The 25,974-nt window shown below is 46.3% G+C and carries 29 protein-coding genes, 1 pseudogene and 1 riboswitch; of the genes and pseudogenes, 20 read left to right on the forward strand and 10 right to left on the reverse strand.

The genetic code is table 11. From position 1 onward, the window contains the following. From B5G00_RS14695 to B5G00_RS14750, 12 genes are all read left to right on the forward strand, one after another. A complete protein-coding gene (locus B5G00_RS14695; protein ID WP_087274078.1) occupies window positions 1-1,380 on the forward strand; it encodes a cobyrinate a,c-diamide synthase in 1,380 nt (459 codons plus the stop codon). 2 nt (window positions 1,381-1,382) lie between these two features. Continuing rightward, entirely contained in the window at window positions 1,383-2,432 is a 1,050-nt protein-coding gene (cobT, locus tag B5G00_RS14700) for a nicotinate-nucleotide--dimethylbenzimidazole phosphoribosyltransferase (protein ID WP_087274080.1), read from the forward strand. Between the two features lie 88 nt (window positions 2,433-2,520). Continuing rightward, on the forward strand, window positions 2,521-3,060 hold the full coding sequence (locus tag B5G00_RS14705; protein ID WP_087274082.1) for a bifunctional adenosylcobinamide kinase/adenosylcobinamide-phosphate guanylyltransferase: 540 nt from the start codon (window positions 2,521-2,523) through the stop codon (window positions 3,058-3,060). Continuing rightward, window positions 3,057-3,830, forward strand: a complete 774-nt coding sequence (locus tag B5G00_RS14710) for an adenosylcobinamide-GDP ribazoletransferase (RefSeq protein WP_087274084.1) — start codon at window positions 3,057-3,059, stop codon at window positions 3,828-3,830. Before B5G00_RS14705 ends, B5G00_RS14710 begins: the two co-directional genes overlap by 4 nt. Continuing rightward, the gene (locus tag B5G00_RS14715; protein ID WP_087274086.1) at window positions 3,815-4,201 is read left to right on the forward strand and encodes a bifunctional adenosylcobinamide kinase/adenosylcobinamide-phosphate guanylyltransferase; all 387 of its coding nucleotides are present in this window, start codon (window positions 3,815-3,817) and stop codon (window positions 4,199-4,201) included. The genes B5G00_RS14710 and B5G00_RS14715 overlap by 16 nt, the downstream gene beginning before the upstream one ends. Then, window positions 4,194-4,799 carry a histidine phosphatase family protein gene (locus tag B5G00_RS14720; protein WP_087274088.1) on the forward strand — a complete coding sequence of 202 codons (606 nt, stop codon included), beginning with the start codon at window positions 4,194-4,196 and terminating at the stop codon, window positions 4,797-4,799. Before B5G00_RS14715 ends, B5G00_RS14720 begins: the two co-directional genes overlap by 8 nt. Further along, a complete protein-coding gene (cbiB, locus tag B5G00_RS14725) occupies window positions 4,792-5,772 on the forward strand; it encodes an adenosylcobinamide-phosphate synthase CbiB (protein ID WP_087274090.1) in 981 nt (326 codons plus the stop codon). The genes B5G00_RS14720 and cbiB overlap by 8 nt, the downstream gene beginning before the upstream one ends. A gap of 10 nt (window positions 5,773-5,782) precedes the next feature. Then, complete coding sequence (locus B5G00_RS14730; protein WP_087274092.1) at window positions 5,783-6,841, forward strand: pyridoxal phosphate-dependent aminotransferase; 1,059 nt, start codon at window positions 5,783-5,785, stop codon at window positions 6,839-6,841. 16 nt (window positions 6,842-6,857) lie between these two features. Continuing rightward, a complete protein-coding gene (locus tag B5G00_RS14735; protein WP_087274094.1) occupies window positions 6,858-8,366 on the forward strand; it encodes a cobyric acid synthase in 1,509 nt (502 codons plus the stop codon). 28 nt (window positions 8,367-8,394) lie between these two features. Continuing rightward, window positions 8,395-9,045, forward strand: a complete 651-nt coding sequence (locus B5G00_RS14740) for a precorrin-8X methylmutase (protein ID WP_087274096.1) — start codon at window positions 8,395-8,397, stop codon at window positions 9,043-9,045. A gap of 21 nt (window positions 9,046-9,066) precedes the next feature. Next, entirely contained in the window at window positions 9,067-10,443 is a 1,377-nt protein-coding gene (locus B5G00_RS19140) for a zinc ribbon domain-containing protein (protein WP_087274098.1), read from the forward strand. A 388-nt stretch (window positions 10,444-10,831) separates the two neighbouring features. Beyond that, a complete protein-coding gene (locus B5G00_RS14750) occupies window positions 10,832-11,614 on the forward strand; it encodes a GNAT family N-acetyltransferase (protein WP_087274100.1) in 783 nt (260 codons plus the stop codon). A 57-nt stretch (window positions 11,615-11,671) separates the two neighbouring features. Here the strand turns inward: B5G00_RS14750 and B5G00_RS14755 are convergent, their stop codons facing one another. Then, window positions 11,672-12,091 (reverse strand): PPC domain-containing DNA-binding protein, encoded by a 420-nt coding sequence (locus tag B5G00_RS14755; protein WP_087274103.1) that lies wholly within the window; start codon window positions 12,089-12,091, stop codon window positions 11,672-11,674. Window positions 12,092-12,261: 170 nt separating this feature from the next. Between B5G00_RS14755 and B5G00_RS14760 the strand changes: the two genes are divergently transcribed. The 5 genes from B5G00_RS14760 (at window position 12,262) to B5G00_RS14785 (ending at window position 16,975) form a co-directional block, all read left to right on the forward strand. After that, complete coding sequence (locus B5G00_RS14760) at window positions 12,262-12,372, forward strand: DNA-3-methyladenine glycosylase I (RefSeq protein ID WP_140403172.1); 111 nt, start codon at window positions 12,262-12,264, stop codon at window positions 12,370-12,372. A 106-nt stretch (window positions 12,373-12,478) separates the two neighbouring features. Then, window positions 12,479-12,937, forward strand: a complete 459-nt coding sequence (locus tag B5G00_RS14765) for a GNAT family N-acetyltransferase (RefSeq protein ID WP_087274104.1) — start codon at window positions 12,479-12,481, stop codon at window positions 12,935-12,937. 411 nt (window positions 12,938-13,348) lie between these two features. Further along, complete coding sequence (locus B5G00_RS14770) at window positions 13,349-14,239, forward strand: DUF362 domain-containing protein (RefSeq protein ID WP_087274176.1); 891 nt, start codon at window positions 13,349-13,351, stop codon at window positions 14,237-14,239. 202 nt (window positions 14,240-14,441) lie between these two features. Next, window positions 14,442-15,752, forward strand: coding sequence for a GNAT family N-acetyltransferase (locus B5G00_RS19675; protein WP_330396381.1), 1,311 nt, complete (start codon window positions 14,442-14,444; stop codon window positions 15,750-15,752). 26 nt (window positions 15,753-15,778) lie between these two features. After that, on the forward strand, window positions 15,779-16,975 hold the full coding sequence (locus B5G00_RS14785) for an MFS transporter (protein WP_087274106.1): 1,197 nt from the start codon (window positions 15,779-15,781) through the stop codon (window positions 16,973-16,975). Here B5G00_RS14785 and B5G00_RS14790 read toward each other — a convergent pair. The 9 genes and pseudogenes from B5G00_RS14790 to B5G00_RS14825 form a co-directional block, all read right to left on the reverse strand. Further along, a complete protein-coding gene (locus tag B5G00_RS14790) occupies window positions 16,972-17,400 on the reverse strand; it encodes a DUF2115 family protein (RefSeq protein WP_087274108.1) in 429 nt (142 codons plus the stop codon). The two genes, B5G00_RS14785 and B5G00_RS14790, sit on opposite strands and share 4 nt — an antisense overlap. Window positions 17,401-17,418: 18 nt before the next feature. Further along, window positions 17,419-18,081 (reverse strand): DUF1638 domain-containing protein, encoded by a 663-nt coding sequence (locus B5G00_RS14795; RefSeq protein WP_087274110.1) that lies wholly within the window; start codon window positions 18,079-18,081, stop codon window positions 17,419-17,421. Beyond that, window positions 18,078-18,674, reverse strand: a complete 597-nt coding sequence (locus B5G00_RS14800) for a TetR/AcrR family transcriptional regulator (RefSeq protein WP_087274113.1) — start codon at window positions 18,672-18,674, stop codon at window positions 18,078-18,080. The genes B5G00_RS14795 and B5G00_RS14800 overlap by 4 nt, the downstream gene beginning before the upstream one ends. Window positions 18,675-18,689: 15 nt before the next feature. After that, on the reverse strand, window positions 18,690-19,151 hold the full coding sequence (locus B5G00_RS14805) for a DUF3786 domain-containing protein (protein WP_087274115.1): 462 nt from the start codon (window positions 19,149-19,151) through the stop codon (window positions 18,690-18,692). A gap of 145 nt (window positions 19,152-19,296) precedes the next feature. After that, a complete protein-coding gene (locus B5G00_RS19845; protein ID WP_242971379.1) occupies window positions 19,297-20,088 on the reverse strand; it encodes a sirohydrochlorin cobaltochelatase in 792 nt (263 codons plus the stop codon). 267 nt (window positions 20,089-20,355) lie between these two features. Further along, window positions 20,356-20,979: pseudogene (locus B5G00_RS19850) on the reverse strand (energy-coupling factor ABC transporter ATP-binding protein); the annotation flags it as partial. Further along, window positions 20,958-21,734 (reverse strand): cobalt ECF transporter T component CbiQ, encoded by a 777-nt coding sequence (gene cbiQ, locus B5G00_RS14815; RefSeq protein WP_087274119.1) that lies wholly within the window; start codon window positions 21,732-21,734, stop codon window positions 20,958-20,960. The pseudogene B5G00_RS19850 and the gene cbiQ, both read right to left, overlap by 22 nt. A gap of 15 nt (window positions 21,735-21,749) precedes the next feature. Continuing rightward, window positions 21,750-22,055: an energy-coupling factor ABC transporter substrate-binding protein gene (locus B5G00_RS14820; protein ID WP_087274121.1), complete on the reverse strand. Its 306-nt coding sequence runs from the start codon at window positions 22,053-22,055 to the stop codon at window positions 21,750-21,752. Between the two features lie 3 nt (window positions 22,056-22,058). Further along, window positions 22,059-22,805, reverse strand: a complete 747-nt coding sequence (locus B5G00_RS14825) for an energy-coupling factor ABC transporter permease (protein WP_087274123.1) — start codon at window positions 22,803-22,805, stop codon at window positions 22,059-22,061. A gap of 208 nt (window positions 22,806-23,013) precedes the next feature. After that, a riboswitch (cobalamin riboswitch) is annotated at window positions 23,014-23,219 on the reverse strand. A gap of 146 nt (window positions 23,220-23,365) precedes the next feature. On the opposite strand from B5G00_RS14825, the gene hemA reads away from it, so the two are divergent. Genes hemA through hemC form a run of 3 tightly spaced genes read left to right on the forward strand, consistent with a single transcriptional unit; the run spans window position 23,366 to window position 25,962 of the window. Continuing rightward, entirely contained in the window at window positions 23,366-24,595 is a 1,230-nt protein-coding gene (hemA, locus tag B5G00_RS14830) for a glutamyl-tRNA reductase (protein ID WP_087274125.1), read from the forward strand. Further along, a complete protein-coding gene (locus B5G00_RS14835) occupies window positions 24,585-25,094 on the forward strand; it encodes a precorrin-2 dehydrogenase/sirohydrochlorin ferrochelatase family protein (protein WP_087274127.1) in 510 nt (169 codons plus the stop codon). The genes hemA and B5G00_RS14835 overlap by 11 nt, the downstream gene beginning before the upstream one ends. Next, complete coding sequence (gene hemC, locus B5G00_RS14840; RefSeq protein ID WP_087274129.1) at window positions 25,066-25,962, forward strand: hydroxymethylbilane synthase; 897 nt, start codon at window positions 25,066-25,068, stop codon at window positions 25,960-25,962. The genes B5G00_RS14835 and hemC overlap by 29 nt, the downstream gene beginning before the upstream one ends. The last annotated feature ends 12 nt before the right edge of the window (window positions 25,963-25,974 follow it).

A 25,974-nucleotide genomic window follows, 5' to 3' on the forward strand; every position in this document is an offset into this window, starting at 1 on the left:
ATAAAGACACCACGTTTTTTGCTGACAGCAGGAGCCAGCGGCAGCGGTAAAACCCTTCTTACCTGCGGGATCCTTCAGGCCTTGAAAAACAGGGGCTTAAATCCGGCCTCCTTTAAGTGCGGACCGGATTATATTGACCCCATGTTTCACACAAAGGTTATCGGAACAAAGTCCAGAAACCTGGATACGTTTTTCACCGGAGAAGATACCCTGAGGTATCTTCTGGAAAAAAACAGCCGGGACTGTGACATTGCGGTGATGGAAGGGGTCATGGGATATTATGACGGCGTAGGCGGGACCACTTTCCGGGCCAGCGCCTATGATCTGGCAAGGATTACCAAGACTCCTGCAGTGCTCATCGTAAACAGCAAAGGCATGAGCCTTTCCATTCTGGCATATATCAAAGGATTCTGTGAGTATAAAAAAGACAGCGGGATCCAGGGGGTAATTTTAAATCAGATGTCTCCCATGCTGTATCCCAGGATGAAAAAGCAGATAGAAGAAGAGCTGGGGCTGAAGGTCTACGGATATGTCCCAAAGGTGGAGGAATGTACTATTGAAAGCCGGCATTTAGGCCTGGTGCTGCCAGGAGAGATACAGGATCTGAAGGAAAAGCTGAACCGGCTGGCAAAAGTTTTGGAGGAGTCTTTGGACCTGGAGGGACTTCTGAAGCTGGCGGATACAGCGCCGGCCCTGGAAGCTGCAAAGCCAGCCCTTCCTGAAATCTGTGAGAAGCCGTCTGTTCGGATCGGCCTGGCAAGAGACGAGGCTTTTTGCTTTATTTATGAGGATAACTTAGAACTGCTGCGTGAGCTTGGAGCTGAACTGACAGAGTTTTCTCCTATACATGACCAGGAACTGCCAGAGAATCTGGACGGCCTTCTTCTGTATGGCGGGTATCCGGAGCTTTACGCAGGGGAACTTGAAAAAAATGTAAATATGCGCAGCCAGATAAAGGATGCGTTGGAAAATGGTCTTCCGGTCCTGGCGGAGTGCGGGGGTTTTATGTATCTCCACCAGACCTTTCAGGATATGGAGGGAAAAGACCGGAAAGGAGTAGGGATCATAGAGGGCAAAGCCTATAAGACACCCAGACTTTCCAGATTCGGCTATCTGACTCTGGAGAAAAAAGAGGGAAAGGTTTTCGGACAGGACACAGGTTCCTGCCCGGCTCATGAATTCCATTATTTTGACTCTACAAGCTGCGGGGAGGATTTCCACGGACAAAAACCGGAAAGCAGCAGGGGATGGGATTGTATCCATTGTACAGATTCCATGATCGCCGGATTTCCACATTTCTATTACTGGGGAAATCCCAGATTTGCGGCAGCTTATGTAGATAGATGCAGAAACTATGCGAGAGAGAGAAGGAGGCAGTAATTATGAATTTACAGGAAGCAGTCAATGGAATCCAGCCTTTAGATGAAAAGGCTATGGAACAGGCAAGAGAGCATTGGGACAGTATCGCCCATCCTCTTCACAGTCTTGGAAAACTGGAGGATATGGTGGTACAGATTGCAGGAATCACCGGAGATCCCAGAGTACATACAGAAAAAAGGGTTCTGGTTCCCATGTGCGCAGATAACGGAGTTGTAGAGGAAGGGGTTACCCAGACAGGGAAGGAGATTACAGCCCTGGTTGCAGAGAGCTTCCTTCAGACAAAGGCGGCTTCCAGTATTATGTGTAAAACTGTAAACTGCGACATTTTCCCTGTTGATGTGGGGGTGGCCACAGAGGTCAGTATTCTCAACAGGAAAATTGCCTACGGCACAAAAAATATGGCAAAGGAACCAGCCATGACCAGAGAACAGGCCATCCAGGCTGTGGAGACAGGTATTGAAGTTGCCTGTATGATGAAAGAAAAAGGCTACCAGATCATGGCTACCGGAGAGATGGGAATTGGAAATACCACTACCAGCAGCGCTATTGCTTCTGTACTCCTGGACCTTCCCGTAGAGAAGATGACAGGAAGAGGAGCCGGGCTTTCCACAGAAGGGTTTAACCGGAAGATACAGGTGATCAAAGAGGCTATTGCCCTTCATAAACCAGATAAAGAAGACCCTATAGATGTTCTGGCAAAAGTGGGAGGCTTTGATATCGGTGGGATCGCAGGGCTGTTCCTGGGAGGAGCTGCCTGTCATATGCCTGTGGTCATTGACGGAGTAATCTCTGCCACAGGAGCAGTTCTGGCGGCTGCTTTATGCCCCCAGGCAAAAGATTACATGCTGGCTTCTCATGTATCCAAAGAGCCGGCAGGAGAACTGATCTTAAAAGCCCTGGGAAAAGAAGCGCCTCTTCACTGCGACATGTGCCTGGGAGAAGGAACTGGAGCCTTAAATCTCTTCCCTCTTCTGGATACCGGCCTGGCCGTTTATCACGGCATGAGCGATTTCGGAAACTTCGGCATGGAAGCATACCAGCACCTGGAATGAGAATGGGGATCATGATTGCGGGAGTGCCTGGCACGTAGCAATCCGGGGCTTTTATAAAAACACCCAAAGTACACAGGAGGTTTAGGATATGGTTACACTGATAACCGGAGGCAGCGGCAGCGGGAAGTCTGCCTATGCGGAAAGCGTCATTACCGGATTCGGGGAACATGAGCGGATCTATATCGCCACGATGTATCCCTTTGATGAAGAAAGCCATGAGCGTATCCGCCGTCATCGGAAAATGCGAGGGAAAAAAAACTTCCAGACGCTGGAATGTTATACAGGCTTAAAAAATCTCCAGGTTCCGCCAGGCTCCTGTGTACTGCTGGAATGTATGTCCAACCTGGTGGCAAATGAAATGTATCAGGAACAGGGAGCAGGAGAAAATACAGTGGAGGAAATCTTAAAAGGGGTCTCTTCTCTGGCAGAGCAGGCCGGAGAACTGGTGGTGGTGACCAATGAGATTTTTTCCGACGGAATCCAGTATTCACCAGAGACCAGACAGTATCAGGCCTATCTGGGGCAGATCAATCAGGAGATCGCCAGGATGGCGGTCAATGTAACAGAGGTGGTTTATGGAATCCCCCTGTGTCATAAAAACGAGAGAAAAGAAGGACAGAAAATATGAAAACATGGTGGAATAGTTTTAAAATCGCCTTTTCAATGTATTCCAAAGTTCCAATGCCGAAAATCGACTGGACGAAAGAAAATATGCGGTACATCATGTGCTTTTTTCCCCTGATCGGAGTGATCATCGGAGGAGTCACCTGGATTTGGGGATACTGGGGGTCTCAGATTACACAGAGCCATACCTTTTATTCTATTGTGCTGGTGCTGATACCTGTGATCATCTCCGGAGGAATTCATCTGGATGGGCTTCTGGACACATCAGACGCCCTTCACTCCTATCAGCCAAGAGAGAGAAAGCTGGAGATCCTTAAAGATTCCCATGCAGGAGCCTTTGCCATTATCACCGCAGTAATCTATTTTCTTTTTTATCTGGGAGTCTACAGCGAGATGACTTTGAAGGCTCTGCCGGTGGTATGTATTGGATTTATTTTGTCCAGGGCAATGGGAGGATTCTCCATTGCTGCTTTTCCTATGGCAAAAAATACGGGACTGGCTGCTACCTTTTCCGATGGGGCTCAGAAAACCTGTGTGAAGATTTTTTCACTGGTTTACGTAGTAATCTGTGCAGTTCTTATGCTGGCTTATGAGCCGGTGATCGGAGGCTGCGTTCTTCTAGGAGCGGCTCTGGAATATCTGTATTATTATAAAATGTCTCAGAAAGAATTTGGCGGCATTACCGGAGATCTGGCAGGATTTCATATGCAGGTCTGTGAGCTGGTGATCGCTTTTGGCGCAGTGATAGGAGAGAAATTATGCGGTTGGTTATAGGCGGAGCCTTTCAAGGGAAAAAAGACTATGTAAAACAGACCTTCCACCTGGAAGACGCGGAGATGAAGGACGGGGCCACGGCTTCCTATGAGGACATTTTTCACTGTCCCTGTCTCTATCATTTCCATGAATGGATCCGGAAAGGATTAGAGGAAAACTGGAATCTAGACAATCTGGAAGGAGAACTTCTGGAAAAAAATCCGGAGATCATCCTGGTATCCAATGAACTGGGATATGGGGTAGTTCCTATAGAAGCCTTTGACAGGAATTACCGGGAGACAACAGGGAGAGTATGTACCAGGATCGCACAGAAAAGCAGCCAGGTGATCCGGATAGTCTGCGGAATTGGGACGGTGATCAAAGATGCTTAAGATTTATCTTATCCGTCATGGAAAGACCCAGGGCAATCTTTCCGGAAAATATATCGGTTCCAGAACAGATGAACCTCTCTGCGAAGAAGGAATCCGGGAACTGAAAGGGAAAACCTATCCCCAGGCTCAGATTCTTTTCGTAAGCCCTATGAAACGCTGTATCCAGACTGCAGAGCTTCTGTATCCCGGCCTGGAACAGAGAAAAATTCCTCTTTTGCAGGAATGTGACTTCGGTGATTTTGAGAACAAAAACTATAAAGAGCTGTCGGGAAATCCGGACTATCAGGCCTGGATCGACAGCGGCGGCACCCTTCCCTTTCCGGGAGGAGAGGATTCTGAGGAATTTCGTTCCAGGTGCCGCAGAGGCTTTCTCCAGTGTGTGGAGACGGCCTTTTCCCTGGGAAGCCCTGAAACGGCTATTGTGGCTCATGGGGGTACGATCATGAGTATTTTAAGCGCTTATGGCCGGCCTTCCCGGGATTATTTTGACTGGCAGATAAAAAACGGAGAATATTATGCGCTGACCTTGGAGGAGGAATCCTGGAAAAAGGACAGAAGTGTAGTCTTCGCTGAGAAAGGATTATGGACAGATGTTTAAATGGACACCACTGGCCCTGGTTCTGGGCTTTATCATAGATTTGTTTCTGGGAGATCCCCGTTGGCTGTACCACCCGGTACGGGTTATCGGTCTGGAGATTAGTTTTCTGGAAAAGAAGCTGAGAGGAATTTTTCCAAAAACACCAAAGGGAGAACGGCAGGCAGGGCTTCTCATGGTAATCCTTCTGTGTATCCTGGGCTTTGCAATCCCGGCGGGAATCCTTTTCCTGGCCTATAAGATCCATACAGTGCTGGGAATCCTTCTGGAAACCTTTATGTGCTACCAGATGCTGGCGGCCAGATCTCTGAAGGAGGAAAGCATGAAGGTATACCGGGAGCTGAAAAAAGGAGATCTGGAAGGTTCCAGATATGCAGTTTCCATGATCGTGGGCAGGGACACCCAGAACCTTACCTTTGAAGGTGTGACCAAGGCAGCGGTGGAAACCGTAGCAGAGAATACCTCAGACGGAGAAATTGCTCCATTGTTTTATATGGCTTTGGGAGGGCCGCCTCTTCTCTATCTGTATAAAACTGTGAATACCATGGATTCCATGGTGGGATACAAAAATGACAAATATCTGAACTTTGGCAGATATGGAGCCAAACTGGACGATATAGTAAATTATATTCCCGCCAGGCTCTCAGCTCTGCTGCTGATCGGGGCAGCCTTTCTGGACGGAATGGACGGGAAAAATGCCTGGAAGATTTTTAAAAGGGACAGGTATAACCATGCAAGCCCTAATTCCGCCCAGACAGAGGCGGCTATGGCAGGAGCCCTGAATATACAGCTTGCAGGAAATGCATATTACTTCGGAAAGCTGTATGAAAAGCCTACCCTGGGAGATCCCCAAAGGCCTGTGGAGTTTGAAGATATTCCCCGGGCAAACCGGCTTTTGTATATAAGCGCTTTATTAGGTACGGTGATCTTTGCAGGAGTCCGGCTGGCAATAATGGGAATCTTTTCCCTGATTTAGAGGTGAGATAATGACAGAGATACACAAACACGGAGGAGATATTTACCGGCACAAAAATGTTCTGGATTTTTCTTCTAACTGTAATCCTTACGGAACTCCCGATGGGGTAAAAAAAGCAGGGGCGGCGGCTATGGCTCAGGTCTGTCACTATCCGGATGTGGAGTGTGAAGAACTGCGTCAGGCTCTGGAAAAGGCAGAAGGCGTTCCTATGGAATCCATTATCTGCGGAAACGGAGCTGCGGATCTGATCTTTGGTCTGGTATTGGCAGTAAAGCCCAGGAAAGCGCTCCTTCCTGCTCCCACCTTTGCAGAATATGAACAGGCTTTGAATGCCTGGGGATGCCAGACGGAATACTGTTTTCTTTCAGAAGAGAAGGGGTTTTGCCCTGGAGAGGAGTTTTTAGATGCCATCCGGCAGGATACAGATATGGTGTTTTTCTGCAATCCAAACAACCCTACCGGAGTGGCCGCAGAACCGGAGTATCTGAAAAGACTGGCAGAGCGATGCCGGCAGATGGGGGCCTTCCTGGTGCTGGATGAATGTTTTGAAGACTTTCTGGAGGAGCCGAAGAAATATTCCATGAAAGGATATCTGAAAGAATATCCCCGGATGTTTCTGCTGAAGGCCTTTACAAAGAAATATGCCATGGCGGGAATCCGGCTGGGCTATGGCTTCTGCGGAAGCTCTGAGACTTTGGAACAGATGAAGGCTGTCATGCAGCCCTGGAATGTTTCTGTAGTGGCCCAGGAAGCAGGGATTGCCGCTCTGAAAGAAGAGACATATGTGAAAGAGTCTATGGTAAAAATCCGAAAGGAGAGGAAACGTCTTCTGGAGGGTATGGGGAAACTGGGATTTTTCACATTTGCCTCAGAGGCGAATTATATCTTTTTTAAAGGCCCTTGGAATCTTCAGGAAAAGTGCCTGGACAAAGGAATCTATATCCGGGACTGCAGCAATTATCGGGGACTGAGAAAAGGCTATTATCGAGTGGCCGTCCGGACAAAAGAGGAGAACCAGAAGCTTTTGGAGGTTCTGGAGCAGATATTAGAACAAAATAGAGAAAACTGAAAAAGAGGGAAGGATTATGGCAAAAGCAATTATGATACAGGGGACTATGTCCAATGCAGGAAAAAGCCTGCTGGCGGCAGGTCTTTGCAGGATTTTTAAACAGGACGGGTATAAGGTTGCCCCTTTTAAATCTCAGAATATGGCTCTGAATTCTTTTATCACCCAGGAGGGACTGGAAATGGGAAGAGCCCAGGTCATGCAGGCAGAGGCGGCAGGGATCAGTCCCTCCGTGCTGATGAATCCCATACTGCTGAAACCTACCAATGATGTGGGGAGCCAGGTGATCGTAAACGGAGAGGTTCTGGGGACTATGAGCGCCAGGGACTATTTTAAGTATAAAAAGCAGCTTGTGCCAAAAGTTATGGAAGCTTATGAAAAACTGGCTGAAGAATATGATATCATTGTCATAGAAGGAGCGGGAAGCCCTGCAGAGATCAATCTGAAGGAAGAAGATATTGTCAATATGGGTATGGCTAAAATGGCAAAGGCGCCGGTGCTCCTGGTGGGAGATATTGACCGTGGAGGGGTTTTCGCCCAGCTGATGGGAACCATTATGCTTCTGGAACCGGAAGAGCAGAAGATGGTAAAGGGCATGATCATTAACAAATTCCGTGGCGATAAGACCATACTGGATCCCGGCGTAGAAATGCTGGAAGAGAGGACCAATATTCCAGTTGTGGGAGTGGCCCCCTATATGGAGCTGGAGGTAGAGGACGAGGACAGCCTGACAGAACGGTTCTCCGGAAACCAGGAAGTAGGTCTTATTGACATCGCCGTGATCCGGGTGCCGAGAATCTCCAATTTTACAGATTTCAACGCTCTGGAGGTGATTCCGGGAGTTTCTCTCCGGTATGTGCGCCATGTCCAGGAGCTGAAAAATCCAGATATGATCATTCTTCCTGGAACCAAGAATACTATGGAAGACCTGCTGTGGATGCGGCAGAACGGCCTGGAGGCAGCTGTGCTGAAGAAAGCTGCTGAGGGAAAGATCATTTTCGGCGTATGCGGAGGTTACCAGATGCTGGGGGAGACTCTGTCAGACCCTGAGCACGTAGAGGCCGGAGGAGCGATCAAAGGCATGGGACTTCTGCCTATGGATACCGTGTTCAGAGAAGGGAAGACCAGAACCCGTGTGGAAGGAACTTTTGGCCAGGTACAGGGACCTCTCCATACATTGACAGGAGTGAATCTGGAAGGCTATGAAATCCATATGGGAGAGACAAAGCTCCATGAGAACGTTGAGAGTTTTACCAGGATCACCGATACGGTAAAGAATGAAACTAAAGCAGACGGAGCCTTTTATAACAATGTATATGGCTCTTATGTACATGGTATCTTCGATAAAGAAGAAGTAGCCAAGAAAGTAGTAGAAGCCATAGGAGAGATCAAGGGACTGGATGTTTCTTCTATGACAGGAGTGGATTTTGCAAGTTTTAAAGAAACGCAGTATGACCTGCTGGCTCAAGGCCTCAGGGAACACTTAGATATGAAAAAAATCTATCAGATCCTGGAAAAAGGAATCTGACAGGAGCAGAAAAACAGGAGATGGCAGTATGAAAGTAGAACTGGAAAATGTAAAACCAAAAGAAATAGAGACCAGAAGCTTTGAGATCATTACCCAGGAGCTGGGGGATAAGAAGCTGATTCCGGGAACCGAGCTGATCGTAAAGCGCTGTATCCATACCAGCGCAGATTTCGATTATGCAGACAATCTCTGCTTCTCAGAAGGGGCAGTGGAAAAAGCCATAGAAGCCATTAAAAAAGGTGCCTGTATCGTGACAGATACGCAGATGGCAAAAGCCGGGATCAATAAAAAGGCGCTGCAGAAATATGGCGGAGAGGTTTACTGCTTTATGTCCGATGAAGACGTGGCTGCTGCTGCAAAAGAACAGGGCTGTACCAGAGCAACTGCCTGCATCGATAAGGCGGCGGCCCTTGGAAAGCCGGTAATCTTTGCTATTGGAAATGCCCCTACGGCTCTGGTGCGTCTTTATGAGCTTATACAGGAGAAAAAAATTTCTCCATATTTGATCATAGGGGTTCCAGTAGGCTTTGTAAATGTGGTACAATCAAAAGAAATGATTATGGATACAGAGATTCCCTATATTGTAGCCCGTGGAAGAAAGGGCGGAAGCAATATCGCCGCCTGTATCTGTAACGCATTGCTTTACATGATTGATAATGAGCGAGATTACTGGAAGTAAAATTGCCGGGAAGGAATTTGTATGAAGTGCGAAAGATGCGGAAAGGAACTTTCTGATATTGACTTATACTGCAGCAGATGCGGTAAGGCCGTTTTTCCAGAGTACATGGACGAGGAAGATATATGGGCCTATTATAAGTCAGATGAAGAGCTGGAACAAATCTTAAAGGCAGAGAAAGAACAGAATGGGGCTTCTCAGAAGAATGCTTCGGATGGAGAAACTTCGGAACCAGAAGAAAAAGAGAGAATTTCGGAACAGGAAGATTCTGAAGATGGGGTTTCTGAGATAAAGAGTGCTAAAGCAGAGGAATCTGAGTCCAAGGCTTTTGAACCAGAGGAGGCTGCGGCGAAGGATTCTGAGACAGAAAATATAGAACAGGAAAATTCTGAAAGGGAAAATTCTGCCCTGAGTCCAGAGAATGGACTTTTGGAAGAAGATTTTCAGGCAGAAGACTTCGAAAGGGAGATTTCAGAAGAGGAGACTTCCCAAGAGGAAGTTTCTGGGGAAGATTTTCCCTCAGGAGAACTTACGGAAGAAGCAGGCCTGGAAGAACAAAGCTTTGTTCAGGAAATAGAGAGTCCGGAAGATAAAGTGTCTTCCTCAGATGAAGGAGATCTGCCAGAGGAAACTCTGGAATCTCAAGAGACAACGGAGTTGGAATCAGAGTCTGACTTTGACGAGGAAGAGGACGAAGATGAGGATGAAGAAGAGGCAGAAGAGGAAGAAGAGAAAGAACCGCTGACGCCGGAGAAGAAGAGAGCCAGGCGATATACGGCTCTTCTGGCAGGGTTTTTTCTCCTTCTGTGTCTGGCAGCAGGTATCATTCTGGGGATCCGCAGAATGAATCATCTGGAGACATTGGAAAGAGAGTATACTCAGAAACTGGAAGATAGAACCGAAACAGAGCCTACGGCTGCTGATACTGGAAATATCCGTCTCCTTTCAGAAGAAGCAGATCTTTCCCAGTATACAAAGCTGCAGCCCGCATCTGCTCAGGCAGATTCCCAGAAACAGTCAGAGGAAGAAGACTATAGCGGAAGCCGTCTTATAGACGGAGATCCGGCAACTTCCTGGCAGGAAGGAGAAGAAGGCACCGGAGAGGGAAAAGGAGTTACCCTGACCCTGGACGGCAGTCATCAGATCCGTTATCTTGCTCTCTATCTTGGCAACTGGAAAAGTGACGAGCTGTGGAACTATAATGCCCGTCCCCAGTCCCTGGCCGTTCAGGTGGGAGAGGGAGAAGAGGAAGTCCTGGAATTTCCAGATGAGAAAAAAGTCTTTTACCTGGCACTTCAGGAACCGGTGGAGGCTTCTGAGATAAAGATACGGATACAGTCTTCTTATGAAGGTGAGAGATGGGAGGACAACTGTATCTCAGAAATAGAAGTTTATGAATGATGCCCATTTTAAGGAATTGCTGTATAAAGAGCTGTCGCATGAAACCTATGGAGAATATTTATACCTGTGTTTTTATGCGGCAGCTCTTGGTATTTTTCTGTGAACGGTTATCATGGAAAATACTTGTATTATAACCGTAGCTTTTAGGTCTCTAGTACGGTTGTGATATAAGAAATTGGTTTTAAGCCGTAGTTTTATGGTCTACAGTACGGTTATATAAGAAAAACCAGGTGTGCAACCGTAATAAACTGGCTAAAGGAACGGTTGTATAAGAGAATCCAGATTATGAAACCGTAATTGTATACGAAAAAGGACGGTTACATCATCGGAAATGTATTTTGGACCGTTTTTCCGTTGAAAAATATAGTTTAGCCGAGAGGAGAAGGAAATGACAAATCAGGAAATAATGAAGACTGCCATGGAGCAGTCTGGGGCAGATTTAAACTGTAAGGCAGAAGATTTTTTAAAAAAGGAACCGGTTGTGGTCAGCGGGGGCCTAGGACCAGGGGCTAAAAAATATTATCAGGAGCCGGTTTCCGCCAATTTGGTATCCTATGGAAATAATATTGTTGCTTCTGTGAAAGAAGAGTATCGGGAGCTTATATGGGAGTATATCCATAGATTTACATTTTACCATTGTTTTGAGACCCCCAATATGCACTGGCTGGAGGACAGACTTAGAAAAGAAGGGCAGAGGGTCTGCTTTATGGCGGAATATTATCTGCCGGATGTGGAAAAGGTGAAGCCCCTTCCCTGCAGTTACTCCCTGAAAATTTTACACAGAGAGGACTTTGAGGAGCTTTACAGACCGGAATGGAGCAATGCTCTGTGCAGGGAAAGGAAACACCTGGATGTCCTTGGAGTAGGGGCATATGACGGCAAAAAGCTGGTTGGCCTGGCAGGGTGCTCTGCTGACTGCGACAAGATGTGGCAGATTGGCGTGGATGTACTGCCAGAGTACCGCAGGGCGGGAATTGCCTCTGCACTGACCAGCAGACTGGCTGTTGAGATACTGGAGCGGGGCAAGGTGCCTTTTTACTGTTCTGCCTGGTCCAACATCCGCTCTGTGAGAAACGGGATAAAAAGCGGATTTATCCCTGCCTGGGTGGAGATGACAGTGAAACCGGCCAAGATCGTTCAGGATATGAATGAAATTACTCTGCTGCCTTAATACGTTCCACAACAGACTGGCTGAAAACAGTTTGTCACATCCTTTATACCAGGATATTTAAAACTTAAATAAATTCAGCCCGATTTCTTCATTGTAAGCCCTGTCCACAGTTCCCTCAATGAGAGTTATGACCATTTCACAGGTGGCGCTGACCATAGCCTGGTTCAGATGACCACCGAAGACTTCTCCCTTATCATTTCCTGCACTCATATGTAAATGGCAGTAAAATTCACCGTCCATAGTGTTGATAGTTCCGGTAAGAGATACGATTTCGAAACTGCCGCTGAAATGATTGGAATAATATTTTTTCTCGTCAGTTTTAAAAACTCCTACAGTAAAATCATTGATGGCGCCCAAAGCCTGGATGCTTGCCAGCTTTATATTTTCTTTCAGAGCGATTTCTTTTACCTGTTCCAGGATTTCTTCTCCTTTATCGATTCTTGCGATCAAAGTGTTTCCAAATTTTCTGTATTCCATAATATAAGTACCTCCCAGATTTATATAGTTAATCATACAGTCTGAGGAAAACGATTGTCAAGAACTGGATTTCATAGGAAAGAAAGTCCGTATATTTTATGACTTTTATGACAGATTGTGATATGATTTATGAAAATACACTGAGGGTACAGTATGTAGAGGGAAATATTATGAACAGGTGTAAATGGTGTCTTTGTAATGAGAAAATGATACATTACCATGATGAGGAATGGGGCGTTCCTCTGTGGGACGATCAAAAACAGTTCGGTTTCCAGAGCTGATGGAACTGTCAGACGCAGTCAAAAAAAGAAGAGAGAAAGAGCAGTAAAGGAAATCTAGGCTCTTACTCAGAGAGTAGAAACGAAAAAGCAGGAAGAGGTGGCAGAGATGGAAATACGAGACATGGAAAGTAAAGACTACCCGGAAATTGACAGGCTTATGAAGGAACTTCATGAGCTTCATGTAAAAGGCAGGCCGGACCTGTATACAGAGCTGGAACACCCCTATTCCAGAGAAGAATTTGAAAAGATTGTAAGCAATCCGGGAATTATTGCTATACTTGCTGAAGAAAAAAGTGTGGTAATCGGTCTTTGTATAGGAACTCTACGGAAGAAAAGCGGTATGGTGGAGACGAAGACCATGTATATAGAGGACCTGATTGTAGACAGAAATTTTCGGGGAAAAGGGATTGCCTCACAGCTTTATGAAGAAATGGAAGAGAGAGGCAGAAATACCGGGGCAAAACGGCTGGACCTTATGGTATGGGAATTTAACAGCGACGCCAAAAGATTCTATGAGAAACAGGGAATGAGGCCTCAGAGATACATTTATGAGAAGGAATTGTAGCAGCGTATAAAAAAAGAACTTCAGAAAGACAAAAGACATGTCAGGTACTTTCTCCTGGGAATCGGGATTGGTATTCTGGTTCTGTTTATTGGTGCGATAACAGGAAGAGAAGGGGCAGAAGCCGGAGGGCTTTTTCTTACCGGGATTACGATCCTTGTTTTTCCTCTTACAACTCCGGAAACTGTAAAATGGCTGGGATATAAACGGGCAAAAGTTGTTGGGAGGATATTGGGAATTCTTGTGGCAGCAGCAGGAGGATTATTTCTGATATGATGGACTATTTTCAGAAAAACTCTTGACTTAGAGTTGACTTCAAGAGCTATGATACAAATAAATGATCATTCAGATTATACCGAAAGCTTTCCGGTATATTATGCTGAACCATCAAATACAGGAAAGAGAGGGAAAAATATGAAGGCAAAGGTTTACTTTACTAGAGAAATTACCCCTGAAAAGGTTGTAGAGATGTATCAGGCCCTTGGAGTGGAGCTGCCAGGAAAAGTGGCTGTGAAGGTCCATTCTGGAGAAAAGGGAAATCAAAATTTCCTCCGTCCGGAGTTTTGGCGGCCTATGGTTGAGAAAGTTCAGGGAACGATTGTGGAGTGCAACACTGCTTATGGTGACGCCAGCGGAGGTGTACGGGACCATACAGAGTCTCATCTGAAACTTTTGGAAGAGCACGGCTGGAATAAATACTTTGATGTAGATCTTATGGATGCCCAGGGACCGGATGTGATCTGGCCCATTCCAAATGGTAAAGTTCTCAAAGAAAACCACCTGGGTAAGAACATTATGAATTATGATTCTATGCTGATCCTGGCTCATTTTAAAGGGCATCCTATGGGCGGCTACGGCGGGGCTCTTAAGCAGCTTTCTATTGGCTGTGCTTCAAGAGCCGGAAAGGCTCTGATCCATTCTGCCGGCAAGACCGATGACCGTTATGAGACATGGAAACAGCATGCCAGCAGCGTTGAATTTCCAGAGGCTATGGCTGATGCAGCGGCCAGTGTAGTGGAGCATTTTAAAGGCAGGACTGCCTTTATTAATGTAATGAAAAACCTTTCTGTGGACTGTGACTGCTGTGCAGTAGCGGAGGATCCCTGTATGAAAGATATCGGTATTCTGGCCTCCACAGATCCGGTTGTTATTGATCAGGCTTGTATGGATCTGGTAATTCATTCCGATGATCCCGGCAGGGACCACTTTATGGAACGTGTGAACAGCCGCAACGGAATCCATACCATTGAAGCTGCTGAGGATCTGGGAATCGGAACCAGGGAATATGAACTTATAGAACTTTAAAAACAGGATTCACCTGTCATTTTTATAAGAAGCCGTCCCTGATGCTTGATGGTCGTAAAACAGTGATATGTGAATTTTTTGGAACAGGCATGATCTCGGTCATGCCTGTTTCGCTTCTTTTTAAATTTTTATCTCGTTTTTTCATAGTAAATCTGGTATACTCTTACCTGTGCGATATCAGTTTGAAAAACAGGAGGAATTTATGAAAATCATAGAAGTAAAAAACAGGATATCAGAGTTGATAAACTGTCTTCTGGAGGTATGGGAAGGCTCTGTGAAAGCTACCCATCTGTTTCTGTCAGACAGAGAGATCAAGAATATCAAAGAATACGTTCCCCAGGCATTAAAAAGTGTTGAACATCTGGTGATCGCAGAGGATGAAGCAGGATGTCCGAAAGCTTTTATGGGAATTGAGGACGGTTCCCTGGAAATGCTGTTTGTTGCACCGGAGGAGAGGGGAAAAGGACTGGGAAAACGTCTGCTCCGATATGGGATTGAAAACTATGCCGTTGAACGGCTGGCTGTTAATGAACAGAACCCCCAGGCAAAAGGATTCTATGAACATATGGGTTTTCGTGTTTATAAAAGGACAGAACTGGATGAACAGGGAAATCCTTATCCGCTTTTATATATGAGCCGTACTGAGAAATCCTTGGAGACTATGAAAACCATACGTTTGCTTTATCCGGATCATGTCAGCGGGGGATTAGAGGCCTATTATTTTGGCGCACATCTTCTTACCCACATATTGCCTCAAAATGAACGGCAGCCTCTTGTGAAGGTCGACATTGCCCCGCCGGATCATAAAGAAAAAGAGGTTGAAGAAGGGATTTACGCCAGAGAAAAAGTACTTGCCGGGATTGAAGACGCTGCAAAGAAAATCGAGGGGGAGAAACCGGACAGGATCATTACCATAGGGGGAAATTGTATGGTTTCCCTTGCTCCATTTGATTATCTTCACGGAAAATATAAAGATACCGGTATCATATGGATCGACGCCCATCCGGATGTTTCCTCAGCAGAGGACGGATATCCCAACGCCCATGCAATGGTGCTGCGGACACTTCTGGGATATGGACCGGAAGTTCTTTCGGAAAGAATGCGGCATGGAAGTTTTGAACCGTCTCAGGTTCTATATATTGGGCTGCAGCCCCTCCATGATTATCAGGAGCGGTTTCTGAATGATATTGGAGTGGATTATAAGGTGCAGGAAGAGACTTTTGTGCCGGATCATGAAATTTTGGAGTTTGTAAAAAAGTTTGAACACATTCTGGTGCATTTGGATGTTGATGTGCTGGATGAGCATTTCTTCCACTCCACCTACTTTGCTGATCCGGAATTAACGGGAGACGGCTCCGGCGGCGGAAAGATGACTATAGAAAAGCTGACAGAGGTGTTAGGTCTCATTACAAAAAATGCAGATGTTGCCGGTTTCACCATTGCGGAATATCTTCCCTTTGATGAGTATAAGCTGCATAAGATGTTTTCGGGAATATCTCTGTTCATAGAATAACAGCTACATAAAAGGAGAATCATAAGATGACACACTTATTACTTGCGATCATATATCTTGCTTTTATCAGTCTCGGCCTTCCGGACGGTCTCCTTGGCTCCGCATGGCCTACAATGTATACGGAATTTCATGTTCCTGTTTCCTATGCCGGGATCATTTCCATAATCATTTCCCTGGGGACTATCGTATCCAGTCTCCAGAGTGACCGTCTGACAAAGAAGCTGGGAACGGGGAAAGTGACGGCGATTAGCGTAGCTATGACAGCCGCCGCTCTTTTAGGCTTTTCTTTCTCCAGTTCCTTCTGGATGCTCTGCCTGTGGTCGATTCCCTATGGGCTTGGGGCAGGGAGTGTAGACGCTGCTCTGAATAACTATGTTGCTCTCCACTATGAGAGCCACCACATGAGCTGGCTTCACTGTATGTGGGGTGTGGGCGCTACGGTGGGACCATATATCATGGGATTTGCCCTGTCCGGAGGCAGGACATGGAATTTCGGCTACCTTTGCGTGGGGATCCTCCAGATTCTTCTGACCGCCGTTCTTATTTTCAGCCTGCCTTTATGGAAAAAACGGGGCAGCAGAAGTTTTTCCGAAAAAGAAGAGGGAACAATAGACAGAGAAAAAGAGGCAGAGATACAGGAATCCGCCCTTTCTCTGGTGCAGATCATAAAGATTCCAGGAGCAAAGGAAGTTATGCTCTGTTTCTTCTGTTACTGCGCCATTGAACAGACAGCAGGGCTGTGGGCCAGCAGCTATCTCCATTTATTTAAAGGGATACCTGCGGAAACAGCTGCACGTTTTGCCGGAATGTTTTTTATCGGCATTACTGCAGGCCGTGCAGTCAGCGGCTTTATTACTATGAAGCTCAATGATGTGCAGATGATCCGTCTGGGACAGGTAATTATTTTCGCAGGTATTCTTGTTATGCTTCTTCCCGGGCCGAATGTGACAGCTCTTGCCGGGCTGATCCTTATCGGACTGGGCTGTGCCCCGGTATATCCCTGTATTATCCACTCTACGCCGGAGCATTTCGGGGCGGATCGGTCACAGGCCATCATTGGCGTACAGATGGCTAGCGCCTATGTGGGCACCTGCCTTATGCCGCCTCTGTTCGGGCTGATCGCCAATCATATCAGTATTACGCTCTTTCCAGTGTATATGATGGCGCTGCTTGTGCTTATGGCTGTCATGCATGAGCTGCTTACAAAAAAGACAGCTCATTAGAGGATACGTTTTTTCATATTTTCACAGACACAGAAAGAGCAGACAGTATCCTTCTCCATATTTTTTACAGGACAGTAATAACTGGTTTTGCCGTTTGTTACTGTCTTTTTATAATGGACAAGTTTCTGAGGGTGCATAGGCTCCTCTCGAATGAAGGAAAGATACAGGCAGGAGAGAAGGATCCATTTCCAGGTGGAAGGATCGTCCGGCAGATATCTGGACAGATAGCTGTCAAGGATCCCTTTCAGGGCCTGTATTTCAGAGAGGGGCAGGCTGGTATCTCCGGCTTCTGTGTGCTCCATTATTTCCAGGATAGTGCGGCGGTTATAGGGACTGATATGGGAGAGTCTGTCTTCCAGGAGAAGGGTGTATTCTGATGGAGATATGGCTTTTTTCAACTGGGTCAATAGAGAATTTTTAGTCATAATCTTTTTCCTTTCTCCTTAAAGATTAAAGAATTTTTCCTGTGTGATGGTTGTGTTTGGCGGTACTACAAAGAACTGGCTGTCCCATTGGCCGGATACCAGTTTTTCCAGGAGCAGATTGCTGCCGGGGACGAAATCCAGCTCTGCGTGGATCCGCACGGCATCTTCCTGGGCTTGTTCCACATAGTCCAGGTCGTAGCAGTCATAGAGACCGTTGTCAATAATATCCAGGTGATAGTAGTGTTCAAAATACATATCAAAAACAATATCTGCCATTTCTCTGTCATAGGTTTCCAGCAGATTTTCATAGATAGCCCGTATGGAGAAACCATTGTCCCCTTCGCCGAACAGATACATATGTCCGGGTTCCTTAAGATCCGGTGAGTAGCGTTCTCGGGTAACCAAAGCCAGAGCCACGCAGTCGGCGGCTCTGGGAATGACCAGAGTCCGGGCACAGGATACATTCTGCCAGGAACCGCCGCAGAATCCCATGGCGGCCAGAACCGTGTCCACATCAGAAGGAAGACCGGCCAGGGTCTTCAGGATATGCTCCCGCATCCGGGAAGGCTCTGCATGATATTTCCGGTCAAGTTCCACAACAGGATAGCTGGTGCCGCAGCTTTCCTGGGCTTTCTGTACATATTCCAATAACGTGGTGCAGGAGAGAATAACGGTACTCATAGGCACTCCTTTCCGATCTTATGAAATACGCAGTATTCCCGGTATATTTCGATCATAGTTTTTTTCGCTTCTGTCAAGTAAGAAGTGTTTCCGCTGATCCTTCCAAGGAGGATGGCTCCCTGATACAGGGATAGAAACCGGCTGGAAAGCGTTTCTGCATGAGACGGTTCCAGGCCGGAGAAAAGCAGCACCCTGCAGAAAAGATCCCGGAATTTTTCTATCCCTTCCCCATATTTCTTTGCGATTTCCGGCTTGTAAAAGGCAGTCTCCATTCCCATGACGGCAAAAGGACAGCCCAGGAAATCGGTATCTTCTGAGGAACTAAGTAAAAATCCGAAGGTGCCGTCAACAAAAGTCTCCCAGGTCTTCCCTACGGAAATATTTTCTAACTGATCCAGCAAAATCCGCTGATAATAGGAGATCACTTCTACAGCCAGATCATCTTTGCTCTTAAAATAAAAATAAAAAGAGCCTTTTGGAAGCCCTGCCTGGGCAAGGATCTCGCTGATCCCTGTAGCGGCGTATCCGTTCTTCCAGAACAGCCTGGCGGCGCAGGCGATGAGTCTCTGCCTGGATTCTTCACCTTTTTTCATGGGATACTTCCTCCTTCAGCCGTTCAAAGAGATGGGAGAGGGCGAACATAAGGGTCTCATAGTGCATATAGTCCGGCGTGTTTTTGTCCGCCAGGATCTGCAGATAAAAAAATCCGCTGTATTCTGGAAAAATCCGCTGCCAAGATTTAAAGTCCCGGTTTTGACCGTGGTAAAGGTGTTGATGTTTACAAATTCATGGGACAGATGACAGGTATCCTTTGCATTGCAGAGGACGTCATAAATGGTCATGGCTTCGTTATATCCGGCTTCCTGTACGCTGCAAAATGAATCCTCCGACCACTGAACCTCTCCTGTAGAGCGATTGATCCGGTATTTGCGGCCGAAAAACCACACATACAGGTAATCCTTGTCAGCCTCCAGAGAAAACTTTTCAATCATTTTTTCCTGGGGATACTGGAGAAATACTTTTGACATAGACCTTTTCATTTTTTCATAATTTGATGTTACCGTTTCCATAAAATCCTCCCTGGTAAAGTTGTTACTCTAACAATAGACCAATCGGTCTAAAAAATCAAGTAAAAAAAGCCCGGAGATTTTTCACAGGATTGTGAGATCTCCAGGCTCTTGCCTTTTATCGTTCTTTAAAGATTTCGGAGGCCTGCTACATTTCTGCTGCAACTCTTAAATGTTCTACCAGAAGACTGCGGACTCCAGTATATTCACCAAGTCCCTTTATCACTGGCTCCACTTCAAAACCAGCGGCTTTAAACTGGCTGTACCAGGATTCCGGATCATCTCCTGCCATATCGTTCTTGGCGTGATCTCCGGCTACGATCATAAAGGGAGCCAGAACCACCTTGGAAGGATTATATTCTTTTACCATTCGCATCAGGCTTTCCATGGAAGGATAAGCCTCTACCGTGCCAAGGAAAATATTTTTGTAGCCTTTGTCTTTAAAGGTGTAATCCAGGGCAGCGTAAATAGAGTTGGCATAATGGGTGGTACCGTGGCCCATAAGTACCAGCACCTGATCCTGGGCAAGGTCAGAAAATTCATCGGCAATTGCCTGGATCACTGCAAGATTGTCTTCTGCGCTGGTGAGGAGAGGATCCCCGAAGGTGATGGAGTGAAAATCATCACGGTAAGCCAGGGCGTCTTCTTTCATCAGATCATTTTCAATACCATTTATAACATGGGTAGGCTGTATCAGAACGTCGGTAATCCCGTCTTTTTTCATCTGTTCCATAGCTTCCAGGACGGTAAATACATGAACATTATCCCGGTTTTTCAGCTTTTTGATGATCATTTTGCTGGTCCATGCCCGGTAGAGCATGTAGTCGGGAAAGGCTTCCTGCATATCTCTCTCAATGGCGTCAATGGTCACTTTTCTGGTATCGTTGTGGCTGGTGCCGAAGCTTACTGCCAGAATGGCTTTCTTTGTTTCTGCTGTCACTGGTTTCTTTCCTCCGTAATGTGGGTTTAATTTTATTTCTTCTATATATTGTTCCAGGGTTTTTAAATTCCTGGGGATTTCCAGAGAGGCTTTCAGGATCCCTTTTCTGCACAGACTTTCAAAAAGCTCCAATACTGCAGGGGGCTCCAGGTTAGTCTGGGCAAGAACCCGTTTATTGGAAAAGACCTGGGCGGGAGACCCGTGGAGCAGGACTTTTCCTTCATGGAAAAGGATGACTTCATCTGCCCACTCATAGGCGTAATCAACATCGTGGGTAGCCATGAGAACGGTGATCCCCGCCTCTGTCATCTGATCTACAATGTGGTTTACCATCTGGGTATGCTTTGGATCCAGGGCCGCTGCCGGCTCGTCCAGGATAATGATATCCGGGTGCATGACCAGGATATCTGCAATGGAAACCTGCTTCTTCTGACCTCCGCTTAAGGCGTGGGTAGGTTTATGGCGGAAAGGGGTGATCTCCAGATAATCAATGACTTTCTCCACCTCTTTTTTGGCCTCTTCCGGGGCAACCCCCAGATTCAGGATGCCGAAGGAGATTTCCTGGTAAACACTGGCAGAGAAAAGCTGGTTATCCGGGTCCTGAAAGACGATACCCACTTTGCTCCTCAGATCCAGAAGACTTTTTTTGTCATAGGCGTATTTCTTTCCTTTAAAAAACAGATGTCCTTTCTGAGGCTTTAGAATTCCTGTACAGCAGAGGAAAAAAGTGGATTTTCCGCTGCCGTTGGCTCCCATAACGGCTATCTTTTGCCCCTTTTTTATTTCCAGAGACAGTCCATTGAGAGAATGGCTGTTGTCGTCATCATAAGAATAATAAAGGTTCTCGGCTTTTAAGATAATATCTTGATTCATGAGAAAAATCTCCTCCATAAGGCAAAAATGAAAAGTGCAGTATCAAAGACTGCGATAGCGGCAATGATTTTTTTTCTGGGAGGCTGATTCTCTGACAGCACCTGAATTCTGCCATCGTAACACCGGGCTTCCATAGCGTCATAAAGTTTATTGGAGCGGGAGATAGCCCGCATCATAAGTACAGAGCCCAGCAGCCCAAAAGACTTTAAAGAAGTCCTGTAATCTTTATTTCCAAGACGGCAGTTCTGGGATGTGGTAATAGCAGAAGCTGTGTTCAGGAGAATAAAAATAAAACGATAGATCAGCAGCATCAGCTCAATAAGAAGACCAGGGCAGTGGAGTTTTCCCAGTACTTCCAGGATATCCGGCATAGGTGTGGTAAAGGATAGAAAATACAAGCAGGATACGGCTCCCAAGGCCGTCAGGATCAACTGTACTGCGTAGAAAAAAGAATCGGTACTTGCCGTCACATACCAACTGCCGATTGAAATCGCAAAAAGGTCCAAAGGGGCTTTTCTAATGTTAAACATAATTGCTATTGTGCTCAGGAATAAAAAAGCCAGTGGTACAGTGAGAAAACCCAGATAACGGGAAACAGGGACTCCGCCTTTCCATACGGCAAGAATCCCTGTCACAGCTAAAACAATACATGCCACTGCAATGGAACGACTCATTACACAAATGCAAAGTGTAATCACTGCAAAGGCAAATTTTTCACCGGCATTTTCATAGCGAAGCTTTGAATTATAACAGAGCTTGTCTATGGTAATCACGGGAAACTCCTTCCTTTATTGTTCTTCATGTTTCATCCATTTTCTTCGTTCCACGAACCTGCCCATGATAAAGGCAATGATTCCCACGCCGATACCGGTCTGGATACAAAAGAAAAGGCTTTCAACCTCTCCTGGCAGTTCTCCGCCAATGAGCCTTTCCAGAATAGGAGTGGCCCAGGGCTCATAGGAAGAATCCACCTCTTCTACTACCTGGCTGCCTGCATCATCGGAGCCTCCGAATTCAGCATCTTTTAAAGCGAAGAGAGGAACCAGAGCGATTAAAAAAATTAAGAGGATTCCCAGAAACACTTTCTTTTTCATGGCTTATTTTCCCTCCTTTATAAATCCGATAGTACGAAGCTCTGGCTTTGCATAGGTTTCCAGTCCCATGACGATGAGGACTGTGATGATTCCTTCAATGATGGCCAGAGGCACCTGGGTAGGAGCAAAAACCACAAGAAATTTCACCAAAGCGCCGCCTATGCTAGTATCTGCATGGTGAGCAAGAGCCATCTGCAAAGCGGTGATGCAGTATGTGAATAAGTCGCCTAAAGCGGCGGCCAGAAAAACACTGGCCCGCTTGTTCATCCCACTTTTGTTACAAAGTTTATATATCCCATAGGAAAGGAAAGGTCCTGCTATGGCCATGGAAAAGGTATTGGCCCCAATAGTGGTAAGGCCGCCGTGAGCCAGCAGAATGGCCTGGAACAAAAGAACGATCAGTCCCAGCACAGAAACAGCAGAGGGACCGAACAAAATGGCACCCAGTCCAGTTCCTGTCATATGAGAACAGCTTCCTGTTACGGAAGGGATCTTCAGTGATGAGATCACAAAGATAAAGGCGCCGGACATGGCCAGCAGTGTGATCAGATTTCGGTGGTCATTTAAAGTTTTCTTTATGGACATGAAACCTGCGATCAAAAATGGCAGGCACAAAACACCCCAGGCAATGCAAAAACCTCCGGGCAGATATCCCTCCATAATGTGCATGGCGCTGACATTGGGGACAATGCCGAAGGTGAGGGCAAAAGCCCCTGCCAGAGCCAGAATACGTTTTTCCTGTTTACTCATTTTCTTCTCCTTTCTGATAGTAAAATGTGATTTTCCCGCTGCAGTATATTTTTGCGGGACTTTTTTATTGGGAACAAAGCTCCCTGTACAATAAAAAAACCTGAGGGATGATTCCCACAGGCTACCAGAAGAACAAGAGGTATAGCAAATAGAATTGAACTGCTATGAGCCAACCTGTTCTTACACGAGGCCATCGTTCGTAACCTGTGTAAATTTCGTGCACAAGGCAGGTCTTCTGACTTAGGCATCCTCACCGTATTTCAGCCTTCCCAGGTAATTCCCAGTGACGCAGGTCTTACAAAAACCTTACAAGAAATACGGCTCCTCCTTTACAGCGGCGTGACCGTGTGAGCTTTTCACTCAGCTTTCCTATTCTCCCGCATTTTATGCAGGCACCTTTGTACATTCAATTCTGGATTTATTGTAGCATATACAGGATTTTTGTCAATAGGAATCAATCATTGCACGGGAAAGAATTCTATGCTAAGATGAGAAAAGATTGAGTGGAGATAAGACCGTTCATAATTCATAAGAGAAAGAAAATAGGGGAGAGTAAAGACATGAGTATTTCCATGATTGGAATCGACTACAAAAAGGCATCAGTAGATGTTCGGGCCCAGTTTTCATTTACGAAAAAAAATACAGTTGCAGCCCTGGAAAATCTGAAAAAAGAGCCGGGAATCCTGGGCTGTATTATTCTGTCTACCTGTAACCGTATGGAGATTTGGGCCAGTACTGGGGAAGACTGGAAAGGTTCTCTCTATGAATTTTTATGCAGAGAAAAAGAGAAGGATCCGGATGAATTCCGGCAGTATTTTGTTTCCAGAAAAGAAGAGGAGGCCGTAGAGCATTTGTTCTATCTTACCAGTGGCCTGAAATCCCAGATTCTTGCAGAGGACCAGATCATTACCCAGGTGAAAGATGCCCTAGCCCTTTCCAGAGAAGCTTACTGTACAGATAATGTTCTGGAGGTTTTATTCCGCATGGCGGTTACTGCTGCAAAGAAAGTAAAAACCCAGGTAAGCTTTTCCAGAGCCAACAGCTCTGTAATCCACCAGGCTATAGAACGTCTGGAAAATCAGGGATTTTCCATCCAGGGAAAAACCTGTATGGTTATTGGAAACGGCGAAATGGGGAAGGTAACTGCTCTGGCTCTTAAGGAAGCAGGAGCAGATGTAACGGTCACAGTGCGGCAGTACCGCAGCGGAATTGTGACAATCCCTCAGGGCTGCGACAGGATCAATTATGGAGAGCGTCTGGAGTTTCTTCCAAAATGTGATCTGGCAGTCAGCGCTACAGCAAGTCCTAATTATACGCTGACTATGGAGCAGATTGAAAATGCAGAAATTCCCGGACATATTGTTCTTATCGACTTGGCAGTGCCAAGAGACATAGAGCCTTCGGCAGGGACCCTTAGTAATGTGACTTTGTACGATATTGACAGTTTCAAGATTGATGCGGTATCTCCCAAGCTCCAGGCCAGCCTTGACCAGGCAGGGAAGATCCTTCAGGAGCAGCAGGAGGAGTTTTACAGCTGGTACAATGGCAGAGATCTGATCCCAAGGATTCAGGAGATCAAGGCAGATGCAGTAGAAGATCTGAATCTCCGTATCATGAAGATATTAAGGAAGACTCCCATGGAAGAGAAAGACCGGGAAAATCTTTTAAATGCCATTGACACAGCTGCCGGGAAAGTGGTCAACAAGATGATGTTCGGCCTGAAGGATTTTATGAAAGAAGAAGAGTTTATAAATTGTGTGGAAGGGTTGGAGAAGCTATATGAAGAGTAAAGAGAAAAAAATGTTTCCCCTCTTTGTGGACCTGACCCAAAAAAAGGTTCTGGTAGTAGGGGCAGGGAAAATTGCCTCCCGGAGAGTAAAAACCCTTTTGCCCTTTGCAGGAGAAGTGGTGGTAGAAGCCCCTGAGGCTTCTGAAGAGATCCTCAGTCTGGCCCGTCAGGGAGAGATCCTTTACAAAGAAAAGACCTATTCCAGAGAGGACCTTTATGATGCAGATCTGGTCATTGCGGCCACAGACAACAAAGAAGTAAATGAAGATATTTACAGTGCCTGCAAATGTCTGGGAATTCAGGTAAATGTAGCCAGCGACCAGAATAAATGCGACTTTCATTTTCCAGGAATCCTGGAATACGAGGGTGTAGTCATAGGATTCAACGGAAGCGGAAAAGACCACAGGAAAGTGAGAGAGGTCCGGGAAAAAACCCAGAAGGTATTGCTGGGAGACAACATGGAGGTACAAGATGAAGAAAGTCATAATCGGCAGCCGTGAAAGCCGGCTGGCAGTGATCCAGAGTGAAATGGTAAAAAAATATATAGAAGAACACTCTCCGGAGATCCAGGCAGAGATCCTGACTATGAAAACAACAGGGGACATTATCCTGGACAGGACACTGGATAAGATCGGAGGAAAAGGGCTTTTTGTGAAAGAACTGGATAAGGCTCTTATGGAAAAGAGAAGTGACCTCTCTGTGCACAGCCTGAAGGATATGCCTATGGAAGTACCGGAGGAGCTGCCTTTGGTGTCCTATTCCAAAAGAGAGGATCCCCGGGATGTGCTGGTCCTTCCAAAAGGACAGGAAACCATGGACAAGAGGAAGCCTATAGGCTGTTCCAGCCTCCGGAGAATCCTTCAGCTAAAGGAGCTTTTTCCGGATATGGAATTTAAGAGCGTACGTGGAAATGTCCTGACCCGGCTGAAAAAGCTGGACAGCGGAGAATACAGTGCCCTGGTCCTGGCAGCAGCAGGACTGAAAAGGCTGGGACTGGAAAACAGGATCAGCCGTTATTTTACTGTGGAAGAAATCATACCCGCTGCTGGCCAGGGAATCCTGGCAGTCCAGGGAAGGGCCGGAGAGGATTATTCTTACCTGGCAGATTTCCAGGATCCGGAGGCTGCCGCTGCAGCCAGAGCAGAGCGGGCCTTTGTCCGCTATCTGGACGGTGGCTGTTCTTCTCCCGTAGCGGCTCACGGACAGGTTCTGGGAGAGGAATTATTCCTCATGGGATTGTACTATGAGGAAGAAACAGGAAAATACATAAGAGGCAGCGAAAAAGGCAGAATTTCCTCGGCAGAGGAACTGGGGATTTCCCTTGCCCGCAGGCTGCAGGAAACATGCAGGAAAGAAAATCAGCAGTAAAGGAGCAGATAG

Source organism: Blautia sp. An46, from assembly GCF_002161645.1.
Lineage (GTDB): Bacteria > Bacillota > Clostridia > Lachnospirales > Lachnospiraceae > Blautia > Blautia ornithocaccae.